The sequence below is a fragment of the Paenibacillus sp. FSL P2-0136 genome (assembly GCF_037975325.1).
Lineage (GTDB): Bacteria > Bacillota > Bacilli > Paenibacillales > Paenibacillaceae > Paenibacillus_AQ > Paenibacillus_AQ silagei.
Genome location: NZ_CP150244.1, coordinates 5,802,124 through 5,813,814, shown reverse-complemented (window position 1 = coordinate 5,813,814; position 11,691 = coordinate 5,802,124). Strand labels below are relative to the sequence as shown.

Below are 11,691 nucleotides of genomic sequence, written 5' to 3'. Positions count from 1 at the left end.
GCAAAATCAGTTTGTCAAATAATGTGAAGAAACAAAGAAAAGGTTCAAAGATAAACAGATCAATACTCATGGCTTCTGCTATTTTTGCAGTCATTTTGATTGGATTAATATCGATTGTAGCCATAGATCATACATCAGGCCAGTCCTATTCAGTGGAAGAAATGCCTAACTATACTCAAATTAAAGGTGAATATCAGACGGAAGGGCTGAAGTATGAAAAACAGCCTCATCTCGGTGACTCCAAGGCAAAAGTAAAGGTTGTTGAATTTGCTGATTTTAAATGCCCGGCCTGCAAAAAATGGAAAGATAAGAATATGCAACGATTCATAAGTGAGTTCATAGACACAGCAAAAGCTGAGTTTTTTTTCATCAACTACGCTTTCATAGACCGTGACTCTATTCTAGCCGCGAGTGCGGGGGAAGCGATTGCTAAGCAGGATAACAATAAGTTCTGGGAGTTTTATGACATTCTGTACAAACACCAAGGGGATGAAAGCAAGATATGGGCGACAGAGTCTTTTTTGCTTGATTTAGTGAAGGAAAATATGAAGGATATTGATTATGATTTGTTTGAAAAAGACTTAAAGAGCCATACCTATATGCTTGATGTAAAGGAGGATTACAAAACCGCAGGTCACTATGGAGTTAATGGTACACCGCAATTTATGGTAAACGGAGAATTATTGCCTGATTCATCTTATGAAGGTTTGGCTAATGCCATTAATAAACAATTGAAAGTCATATCGGGGGAATAAAGTTGGAAACAGAGGTTGAAAAAGAACCACATGTATATCCACCGCTACGGCCATCAGGTCTCGGAGGCTGGCTGGTGCTGGTGCAGATCGGATTAATCGCAACATTAATTCAAGTATCGTATCAGCTGTTGAACTACAATATTCCCAGCTTTAGCCAGGAGTATTGGGGGATTCTGGCATCCCCGCAAGGGGAAATGTACCATCCGCTCTGGGCGCCGGTGATTATATTTGAAGCGGCTGCGAACGGAGTGCTGCTGTTGCTTACTGTTTTTACTTTGATTTTGTTTTATCAAAAAAAGGCACTCCTGCCGCGTATGATGATTATCCTCTATTCCGTCAACCTGCTGATCGGGATCGTTGATTATGTGCTCGTGATGAATATTCCTGTTGCCAGTGAGCTGGAGGATGGAAGCAGTATGCGTGATCTGATTAGAGCGTTATTCACCTGTGTGATATGGACAGCCTACTTCCGGAAATCGGAGCGCGTAAGATACACCTTTATCCGGTAAAAAAGCCTGACGAACGCAACCTATGCGCTAACCCGGAAGCTTCATTTAGAGTTCAAAAAAACCCGTCCAAGGTACACGAATTCGTGTCCTTAGTCGGGTTTTGTGCTGTGCGGAAAGTGTAATCCTGTCCTATTATCAGTTGTGACGTTCGTGCAGGATCAGGTCCGGCAGAACTAGACCGGCCGCCGCATCTCTCCCAGCAGCTCGCCCATCTTCACCTTCGTATCCGGGGCCAGCCCGGGGCGCGGGGTGAAGGTGCCGCTCTCCATCAGCAGGACTACCGTGGAACCGAATTCGAAATATGCCAGGTCGTCGCCGCGCTGCCATTCTTTGGCCGTCTCATCAGTATAGCGGATACTGCTCACATTCATTGCGCCTACCTTGACCACGGCGGTCTCGCCATAGCTGCCGGCTATATAAGTAATCAGCCGTTCGTTACGGCTCAGGACACTCTTCATATGGCGCATGCCGAAATCATTCACGGGGTAAGCCCGTCCGCGGATATAATCGCTCTCCCTCAGCTGTCCGGTTAACGGGGAGTGAATCCGGTGATAATCGGTAGGGCTTAAGTAGAGGACGAAATAATAGCCTTTCTTGTACAGTTCGAGGTGTGGCGAGTGATTAAGCAAATCCTCCAGCGTATAATCCTGCCCCTTCACATTCATTATCGTGCCGCAGTTGATTTCGCCCATTGCCGTAATCATCGCGTCTACAGGACTGGCTACGGCATGCTCACCGCTGGCCACCGGGCGCATCCCCGGCTTCAGGCGGCGGCTGAAGAATTCATTCAGTGTACGGTATTCTCCGGCAGCCTTCTCCGCCTCGGCGGCAGGAATCTGATAGGAACGAATAAATACCGGAATCATAAGGCGGCTGAGTCTGCTGTGGGATAAAGCCCCCATCAACCTGGAAAGCCATCTGTGCGAGGATAGCTCGGTCATCAGCCGCAGCAATTGTTTAACCATGCCCATCTCCCTTCCATCATGCAGCAGTGTTATCCTGTGCCAAGGGACTCCACCCGCTCTGCATTATATTGACATAGAATAGGAGACAAATCAATAAGAGTTCATTCTTAATGCTTCTTCGTACAGATATCTGGCATAGCCCATAGGCTGGCGGTAGCTGTCTTTCCATACCCCGCGCAGTCCGGCCTTCTGGAAGCCGTAACGCTGGTCGCGCCCGTTGCATTCAATGAAATACAGCTGTCCGTGCTTCGTGACACCGATGTCCAGACCGATATCGGCCAGCCCCGGCAGACTCTTCTCCAGCTCACGGGCGAGGGCGAGACTGAGTGAGAGGACGGACATACGGATTCTGGCCGCCTCTTCTCCAGGGAATGCCTGCTCCAGGGCAAAAGAGGATTTCAGGGCTTCGCCTCCTCTGGCAATGTTCGATACAAAGCCACCTGGAGCGGCGAGCTTGGCGAACAGGCCGGTGACCTGCCACGCTCCGCCCCAGCCCCGCTGTACCGTAACACGCAGGTCAAAGGGGCGTCCGTTAATCTCGGCCAGCGGAATCCGTTCCTGGACCAGATAGGGCACAGAAGAGAGCCGGGCGCGGAGGACGCGGGGAAGGGCGTCCGGGTTAACGGATCTGCTAACCTTGCGTCTTGAGCCAGAGAGAGAGTAGCTCCAGAGCCAGCGCCCTTCGCCGCTGCGGGTGAGCCGCATCACGCCGTTACCCACGCTGCCCCGGCAAGGCTTGAGGATCAGATCCGGGTAGCGGTTCATCATCTCCCTCAGGCCGGAGAGTCCGCTTGCAGTGACCGGCAGATAAGCTTGCAGTTCGCGGCTGCGCTCCAGCAGGCCGTGAATCTGATCCTTGCCGTAGCGGTTGCAGCTGTTATAGACCTGAATTCCCTGCCGGAGCAGGCGCTCGACTCCAGTGCTGCGGGGATCATAGATTGCCCGGTTGTGGATGACCTCCGGCGTAGGGACGATTTGTCTGCGGTAGCCTTGCAGACCTTTCTTCATATAGACACTGCTGAAGCCGGACGCTACGTCGATGTCGGACAGCTTCACAAAGCAAGGGGTTAATCCGTATGCAGCAGCGGCCTCTTCATAGTTGGCCAGAGATTCCTGTCCGGTTTTTAACCGGGGAACGCCCCCGTGCATAGCGGCATTTAGCAGTATCCCAACGAGCTTTTGCCCCATGTTCGTTCCTCCTGTTATCTTGAAGTACTTCCCGGCTGTTTTTATGTCTCCTGTCATTGTATGTATGTACGTGCCCGTAAGGGTTGGACGGATGCGCGGCGGCAGATGCCCTTTTTTGAAAGGAGAAGATTGGATTACCGGCTAGGGGAAGGGTGTCATCCGCCCATGCTGCTGCATATGATGCCTAGAAGATACAATAGATGGAAGGAGGAGACTGCTTGTGAAGAGTCCCAAACGAAAACAGCAGCGAAGTTCCAAAAGACCGCTCTATTACGTGGATAATCCCGATACGACTGAACTTAGCATGTTGGACAGCAGTCCCAAAACACAACAGAACCAGGAATTGGAATGGGTGGAAGTGGCAGAGGGGGAAGACCTTGCCCTGCAGGTGAGCGGGGTGGAGATGCTGGAAGTGACCGCACCGCTCCAGCAGACTGTGCCTGCACCGGAGGGGAATCAGGGAACGGTGACGGAAGAGGGGCGCCAGCAGGAAGGCCCTGCTGCCCTGCTAGAAGCGGAGGTAACAGCTCCGCCGGAAAAAGAACGCCTGCAGCCCGTATACACCGATGATCTGTCCGATGGCGCCGTCACCGGTGCCAAGATTGCTCCACGGACCATTGACGGGTCCAGGCTAAAGCATGGCATCATCGGCACACCCTGGCTGCAGGACTATGCAGTGCAGAGCATCAACCTTGCGGACCGGGCGGTTACCTCCTCGAAGATAGCGCCGGAGTCCGTTACCGGTGAGCATCTGGCGGAGAGCAGTGTCAGCGGGGGCAAGCTGCTGGATCACTCCATCGGCGGCGAGAAGCTGAAGGATGGCAGCGTCGGTCCGGAGAAGCTGGCAGACCGGATGATCAGCGGAGGACATATTGCCGATGGTGCCATCAGCAGCCGGCATCTCAGTGAGTTCATTATCACAGCGGAGCTGCTGGATGATGGGGCAGTGACTGGTGAGAAGATTCTCAGCAGCAGTATTGACAGCCGCCATCTCAGTAACGGCAGTATTGACCGCTCTAAGCTTGCTGACGAAGCGGTGTCCGCCGACAAAATCGCCGATGGCGAGATCAGCGGTGTCAAGCTGGGTGATGCAGTGATCGAGAGCCGTCATGTGGGGGAAGGCGTCATTACCGCGAGGCATCTGGCCCCGGGTGCCATTGGACGGGAACAGCTGGCGGCGCGCCTGATCGGCAAGGAGCAGCTTCAGCCCGGTATTATTGAGAGCGGGCATCTCGCAGATGGGGCAACCGGGTCCCGGCAGATCGCGGCGAAAGCTATCCGCAGCCAGCACATTAACCCGGAGAGCATCCATGCCGACCATATTGCCGAAGGTGAAGTTGGCAGCCGTCATCTGGCGGACCGCAGCATTTCTTTTGTGAAGCTGGCGGACGGCGCGGTAGGAACTGCACAGCTGATAGAGCAGGCGGTCACCTCTTCCAAAATTGCGGATCAGAGCATTCTCGCTCATAAGCTGGCTGACGAAGCCGTGATGACGCGCCATATTGCGAAATCTGCCGTGCGCAGTGCGCAGATTGCCGCGCAGGCTGTCACTTCGGCTCATCTGCAGCGCGAAGCTGTGGATAATTCTCATCTGGCTGCAGAATCTGTAGGCTCTGCCCAGCTGCAGGAGCAATCCGTCCTGACCGGCCATCTGGCCAAAGGGGCAGTTACGGAAGAACAACTGGGGTATGAATCCGTTACAGGAGAGCATATTAGCCCCCAGAGTATTACCGCAGCCAAGCTGGCGGACGGCAGCATCATTACCGCCAAGCTGGCCATGGGCGCGGTCGGGAGTACGATTCTGGCAAAAGAAGCGGTCAGCGGTGAGCATATTGCGGTCTGCGCCGTGGAGGAGAAGCACCTGGCGGATGGCAGCATCAGCGGGCGGGTGCTGCAGGAGGAGGCTGTAGACGCCAGTCATCTGGCATCCGGCGCCATCGAACGCCGGCATTTGGGAGACAGCAGTGTGACTTCATCCGCGCTGCAATCCGGTTCGGTAACGGCAGATAAGCTGTCCTCCGGTGCCGTCAAGGAGGCCCATCTCACTGCTGCGATTGTACAGCCGCATCATTTGGCCGACTATGCCGTCACTTCGCTGAAGCTATCGCCGGAGAGTGTCTCAACGGATAAACTCGGTGATCTGGCCGTCACTTCAATTAAGCTGGCGGACGGCAGTGTAAGCGCGGAGAAGCTGGCAGCCTCAGCAGTGCAGACTGAGCATCTGTCGGCAGGCGCGGTCGGCCCGGATTCGCTTAAGGATACGTCTGTGCAAGGCAGACATTTGGCGGCTGGCAGCGTGGGCGGAGCACATATCCGGCCGATGTCGATCGGCAACGGACATCTTATTCCAAGCTCTGTCTCATCGATCCAGATTCAGGATGGCAGCATCAGCGGCACTAAGCTGGCCGAGGGGGCGATAGCTTCCCGTCATCTCACTCCTGGCAGTGTAGGCGGAAGCGAGCTGGCTGAGGCTTCAGTGGAAGGGCGGCATCTCGCGGATGGTGGCATTAGCCTGGCGCATCTGGCAGATGAGGTCCGCAGTGCGGACCTGCTGCCCGACGGAAGCATTGGCGCAGAGAAGCTGGCAGCGGGTGCTGTAGAGTCGGTTCACTTGGCTGGAGCGAGTGTTCAGGCCGTTCATTTGGCGCAGGCAGCGGTGGAAGCCCGGCATATCGGTGCCGGAGAGATTACGCTGGCCCATCTGGCCAAAGAGACGCGCAGCGCGGATCTTCTGCCGGATGGCAGCATCGCAGGCAGCAAGCTGGGGGCAGGTGTGGTAGGGGCCTTCCATTTGGCTGCAGGCAGTGTGTATGGCGGCCACCTGGCTGCGGATGCAGTAAGCAGCCGGCATATCCGCGCCGGCAGCATTCAGCTCAGTCATCTGGCTTCCGATACGCGGGGCGCGGACCTGCTGCCGGATGGCTGCATAGGCGGAAGCAAGCTGGCTGAAGGCGCAGTGGATTCGCAGCATCTCCAGCCGCAGAGTGTGGACGCAGAGCATCTTGCTGGCGGAGTAATTCAGGAGCGTCATCTCGGGGCGGGGATTATCCGGCTGACGCATTTGGCTGAGGAAACGAGGAGTGCGGAGCTGCTGCCGGATGGCAGTATAGGTGGAAGCAAGCTGGCTGAAGGCGCAGTGGATTCGCAGCATCTCCAGCCGCAGAGCGTGGACGCAGAGCATCTTGCAGACAGAGTAATTCAGGAGCGTCATTTGGGCTCAGGGATTATCCGGCTGGCGCATCTGGCTGAGGAGACGAAGAGTGCGGACCTGCTGCCGGATGGCAGTATAGGTGGAAGCAAGCTGGCCGAAGGCGCAGTGGATTCGCAGCATCTTCAGCCGCAGAGCGTGGACGCAGAGCATCTTGCCGGTAGAGCTATCCAGGAGCATCACTTGGGCTCAGGAATTATCCGGCTGGCGCATCTCGCGGAGGAAACCAGAAGTGCAGAGCTGCTGCCGGATGGCAGTATAGGTGGAAGCAAGCTGGTTGAAGGCGCAGTGGGTTCGCAGCATCTCCAGCCGCAGAGCGTGAACGCAGAACATCTTGCAGGCGGAGTAATCCGGGATCGCCATTTGGGGCCGGGAATTATCCGGCTGGCGCATCTCGCGGAGGAAACTAGAAGTGCGGAGCTGCTGCCGGATGGCAGTATTAGTGGAAGCAAGCTGGCCGCAGGTTCTGTGGGCTCTATCCATTTGGCTTCCGGCAGCATCTACGGAGGTCACCTGGCGCCTGAAGCCGTGGATAGCTGTCATATCCGTCCCGGCAGCATCGGCCTGGAGCATCTGGCCCAGGATGCCCGGACCTCTGAGCTTTTGCAGGATGACAGTATTACAGGGGGGAAGGTTGCTCCTCACAGCATTGGAACCAGGCATCTGGCGGAAGGGGCAGTGGGAAGCTCAGAGCTTCAGGATGAGGCGGTGGATGGTTCTAAAATCTCTTCCTTTGCCATTCAGTCCCGGCATCTGGAAGAAGACAGCGTGCAGAGCTACCACATTGTTCAGAATGCGGTGAGCGGGGATCATCTGGCGCCTGATTCAGTGGATAGCAGCCATCTCCGCGCGGGCAGCATCCAGCGTGAGCATCTGGCCGAGAATACGCTGACCTCCGAGCTGCTGGGTGAGGGCAGCATAGACGGCAGTAAGCTGGCACCAGGAGCGGTGGGCTCTAATCATCTGGCTCCGGGCAGTATCTACGGAGGCCATCTGGCTCCCGGAATCGTTGACGGACGTCATATCCGTTCTGGTAGTATAGGCCTCGAGCATCTGGCCGGGGATGCGCTGACCTCCGAGCTGCTCCCGGACCATAGTGTTACCGGAGCGAAGCTTGCGATTCACAGCGTCGGCACCGGGCATCTGGCTGAAGGTGCGGTAGGCAGCACTGAGCTGCAGGACGAGGCGGTGAAGGCTTCCAAAATCGCTTCCTTTGCCGTCCAGTCCCGGCATCTGGAAGAAGACAGCATCCAGAGTCATCATATTGCTCAGGGTGTAGTGAACGGAGATCATCTGGCGCCTGATTCAGTGGATAGCAGCCATCTCCGCACGGGCAGCATCCGGCGTGAGCATCTGGCCGAGAACACGCTGACCTCCGAGCTGCTGGGTGAGGGCAGTATAGACAGCAGCAAGCTGGCGCCAGGAGCGGTGGGGCCTAATCATCTGGCTCCGGGCAGCATTTACGGAGGCCATCTGGCTCCCGGAATCGTTGACGGACGCCATATCCGTCCTGGTAGTATAGGCCTCGAGCATCTGGCCGGGGATGCGCTGACCTCCGAGCTGCTCCCGGACCATAGTGTGAACGGAGCGAAGCTTGCGATTCACAGCGTCGGCACCGGCCATCTGGCTGAAGGTGCGGTAGGAAGCACTGAACTGCAGGATGAGGCGGTGAAGGCTGCCAAAATCGCTCCCTTTGCCGTCCAGTCCCGGCATCTGGAAGAAGACAGTATCCAGAGCCATCATATTGCTCAGGGTGCAGTGAACGGGGATCATCTGGCGCCCGGATCAGTCAATGCGGAGCATCTGTCCTTCCATCCGGTGCAGAGTGTCGGGAACCGCGAGGTTTTGCAGCAGTTCGGGATGACGGCGTTCATGTTCAATGGTGAGGCGGAGAGTGTGGAGGTGACGGTTTCTTTTGACGAGAGCTTCGGCCATACCGGCTATGTGCTGGTTGCCATGGCTAACCAGCCGTACTTCCATGCCTCGCTTAAGAACAGAACGGGCGGAGGAGCGACGATTGAGGTGGTACGGCTGCGCGAGACCCAGCATTTCTATGGCGTGCTGTCGTGGATTGCGCTCGGTACTCCGCTGGTCAAACCTGCTGTGGAGCATCGTGCTTTTGATTGATTGAGGGCAGAATAGATTGTACATGAGGCGCAGCCGTGGGTTGCGCCTTTTGTGCATGATTACGCCAGCATTTATAGGCTTCACGCTATTCATTTCTGCTAATTGTACAAGCAGGGAGGCCGGGAGAAGTGTCGTAGCTGCTTTAATATACTCCTGTTGCTGATGATCGGAAGTGTTCCTCCTCCTGTAAGCGCTCTCCTGTGGTGGCCTATTGCCGGGTGGAGGCGCATAGCGGCATTTGTCCAATTATCTGCGCTCAGGGAGACACTTGCCGTTACCGGGGGTGGCGGGATACATAGACTATGGTGTAACCCTCAGCCCGGGAGCAGCCCTGTGAAGGAAGGTGGATGAGCATGAAAAGAAAAGGAGCATCTGCCCGCCGCACGGGGCGGCGGGCAACCCGGACAACACGGCGGCCGGTGGCAAGGCCGGTACGGCCTGCTGTACTGCCGCCTGCGGTGAATCATCCGCAGCCTGAGGTGTCGGTTATTATTCCGGCCATGAATGAGGCGGCGACGATTGCCGCAGTGATTGCCGGAGCCAGAGGCGTTCATCCCCGCTGTGAGGTTATTGTGATTGTTAACGGTTCTGCGGATCAGACCGCAGATATTGCGCGCTCCTGCGGAGCTAACGTAATTGTGTATGAACAGCCGCTCGGACACGATGTCGGGCGAAGCGTAGGCGCGGAGGCGGCGAAGGGAGCGGTTCTGCTGTTCACTGATGGGGATCTGGTGATCCCCGCCTCGCGTCTGCGTCCCTTCGTGAACGCGGTCAGCGGCGGAGCGGATCTGGCCTTGAATGATTATTCCGGCCCGGTCCGCAGCAGATTTCCGCATCCGGTGGTGTTATCCAAGCATGTGCTGAATCTTCTGCTCGGAAGGTCTGAGCTGAAGGGCTGCTCCTTGACCGCCGTTCCTCATGCGATTAGCCGCAGGGCGCTAGATGTTCTGGGCAGCGGTCTGCTGTCGAGGCCGCCGCTCGCACATGCGCAGGCAGTACTGGAGGGTCTGGTTGTGACGGCGGTGTATAACGTGCCTGTGGGCAGGATGAATGCGGTCCGCCGGAAGCACAGCGGCAGTGATCTTCTGCAGGAGGCTATCCTCAGAGACCACCTGGATGCTGTAGCAATGGTGCTGGAACGCAAGGGCGGCCGGGCTGGCTTCGGGGACGGCATCCGGCGAAGGGAGATGGTGAGATGATGGGAGCGCGGGAAGTATCCGTCAGCGGCCGGTCTTCAGCGGGGCGTACTGCTCCTGGAAGCAGCGGCTCTACAGGCCGCTCCGCCAGACGCAGCGCAGTAGTGCGTGGAGGCGCAGCTAAGCGGCGGTCCGCGAAGCGCCGCAACAAGCCTGCGGCGGCGGGCCCTGGCCTCTCCCGGTCCAAGCGGAAGCCCGCTTCCGGGCGTAGGGGCCTGTCCCTGCCGGCATCTCAGGGTTCGCTGTCGGTCATTATCTCGGCCAGGAATGAGGAGCAGACGTTGCCGAAGCTGTTGGAGCAGGTGGAACGCCTGAAGCCGCAAGAAATTATTGTTGTGCTCAATGGATGTAATGACCGCAGCTTTCAGCGGACCCGGCTATGCGCTCAGGCAAGTATAGTGTACATTCCGGAATCTGCCGGACATGATGTGGGACGTTCTCTTGGCGCCAAGCTTAGCCGGGGAGATATCCTGTTGTTTCTGGACGGCGATATGGTGATCTCCGCCGGGCAGCTGTCCTCTTTTGTGGCTGCGGTGGACCGGGGGGTGGATGTGGCGCTCAATGACCTTGATCCGCTGCTGCCGCCCTTCGGGCTAAGTGATGCGGTTACCCGCTGCAAGCTCTACCTGAATCAGGTTCTGGGCCGCCCTGATCTTGGAGCAAGCTCCATGACGGCGGTTCCGCATGCCTTATCCCGCCGGGCGCTGGAGAGAATCGGCTACCGCGAGCTGATGGTGCCGCCTCGGGCGCTGGCGCTCTCCATTCTGGGCCGCCTGCGGGTGGAGAAGGCCGGAGGGGTGAATGTGATCAAGCAGAACCGGCTGCGCCAGGGCAACACGGGTGCCGGGAATGCTATGGAGCAGCTGATTGCCGGTGATCACGCGGAAGCCCTGGTCTGTGTGATTGCCCACCAGCAGAGCAGCGGGCAGCTGTCGGCCGATAATTTGCTGGAGCACCGCCGGCAGATTGCCGCCTGGAGGAACGCGTTATGACAATGACGAGCATTATTATTCCTACGTATAACAGGCTTGGGCTGCTGCGTTCCTGCGTCGAATCGATCAGAGCGCATACCCGGTCAGCCTATGAGATTATTGTAGTGGACAATGCCTCGGATGATGGTACCGAAGCCTATTGCCGTGCCAGCAAGCTGAAGTTCATTTCCCTCCCGGAGAACCGCGGTTTTCCGCTGGCCTGCAATATTGGGCTTCAGCTGGCTGCGGGGGAGGAGCTGCTGCTGCTGAACAATGACGTCATTGTGTCGCAAGGCTGGCTGGATAATCTGAAGAGCGCTTTGTACAGTGCCTCCGATATAGGGATTGTCGGACCGGTGACGAATTATGCCAGCGGACAGCAGCAGGTACAGACCGGCTATACCGATATTGCAGGGTTCCATGCCGAGGCACTCCGGGCCAATATTCCTGATGCAGCGAAGTGGGTGGAGACCCGAAGGCTTGTAGGTCTGTGCTTTTTATTCAAAAGACAGCTTATGGACGCGATCGGCCTGCTCGATGAACGATTCTCGCCGGGCCATTATGAGGATGACGATTACTGCTACCGTGCCCGGCTGCAGGGATACCGGCTGCTGATTGCCGGAGATTGCCTGGTTCATCATGAAGGCAGCGCCAGCTTCAAGGAGGTCTATTCCGCCTCATTGCAGGAGCTGGTGGAGCGCAACCGCAGGTTTTTTATAGAGAAATGGCAAGTGGACCCGGCGCAGTTCATCTGAGGCCGCTGGCCGAAGGC

At 56.9% G+C, this 11,691-nt stretch carries 8 protein-coding genes; 6 read left to right on the top strand and 2 right to left on the bottom strand.

Going from position 1 to position 11,691, the window contains the following annotated elements; translation table 11 throughout:
* The first annotated feature begins 11 nt into the window (after window positions 1–11).
* Together NYE26_RS24655 and NYE26_RS24650 are read left to right on the top strand one after the other, a co-directional pair.
* A complete protein-coding gene (locus NYE26_RS24655) occupies window positions 12–755 on the top strand; it encodes a DsbA family protein (RefSeq protein ID WP_339250841.1) in 744 nt (247 codons plus the stop codon).
* Window positions 756–757: 2 nt separating this feature from the next.
* Entirely contained in the window at window positions 758–1,264 is a 507-nt protein-coding gene (locus NYE26_RS24650; protein WP_339250839.1) for a DUF2569 domain-containing protein, read from the top strand.
* 173 nt (window positions 1,265–1,437) lie between these two features.
* On the opposite strand, the gene asd is transcribed toward NYE26_RS24650, so the two are convergent.
* Complete coding sequence (gene asd, locus NYE26_RS24645) at window positions 1,438–2,229, bottom strand: archaetidylserine decarboxylase (RefSeq protein WP_339250837.1); 792 nt, start codon at window positions 2,227–2,229, stop codon at window positions 1,438–1,440.
* A 90-nt stretch (window positions 2,230–2,319) separates the two neighbouring features.
* Entirely contained in the window at window positions 2,320–3,417 is a 1,098-nt protein-coding gene (locus tag NYE26_RS24640; protein ID WP_209875988.1) for a YheC/YheD family protein, read from the bottom strand.
* Between the two features lie 220 nt (window positions 3,418–3,637).
* Between NYE26_RS24640 and NYE26_RS24635 the strand changes: the two genes are divergently transcribed.
* From NYE26_RS24635 to NYE26_RS24620, 4 genes are all read left to right on the top strand, one after another.
* The gene (locus NYE26_RS24635) at window positions 3,638–8,752 is read left to right on the top strand and encodes a WIAG-tail domain (protein ID WP_339250833.1); all 5,115 of its coding nucleotides are present in this window, start codon (window positions 3,638–3,640) and stop codon (window positions 8,750–8,752) included.
* 353 nt (window positions 8,753–9,105) lie between these two features.
* Complete coding sequence (locus NYE26_RS24630) at window positions 9,106–9,951, top strand: glycosyltransferase (protein ID WP_339250831.1); 846 nt, start codon at window positions 9,106–9,108, stop codon at window positions 9,949–9,951.
* On the top strand, window positions 9,948–10,940 hold the full coding sequence (locus NYE26_RS24625; protein ID WP_245368361.1) for a glycosyltransferase family A protein: 993 nt from the start codon (window positions 9,948–9,950) through the stop codon (window positions 10,938–10,940). Before NYE26_RS24630 ends, NYE26_RS24625 begins: the two co-directional genes overlap by 4 nt.
* A complete protein-coding gene (locus NYE26_RS24620; protein ID WP_339250826.1) occupies window positions 10,937–11,674 on the top strand; it encodes a glycosyltransferase family 2 protein in 738 nt (245 codons plus the stop codon). The genes NYE26_RS24625 and NYE26_RS24620 overlap by 4 nt, the downstream gene beginning before the upstream one ends.
* The last annotated feature ends 17 nt before the right edge of the window (window positions 11,675–11,691 follow it).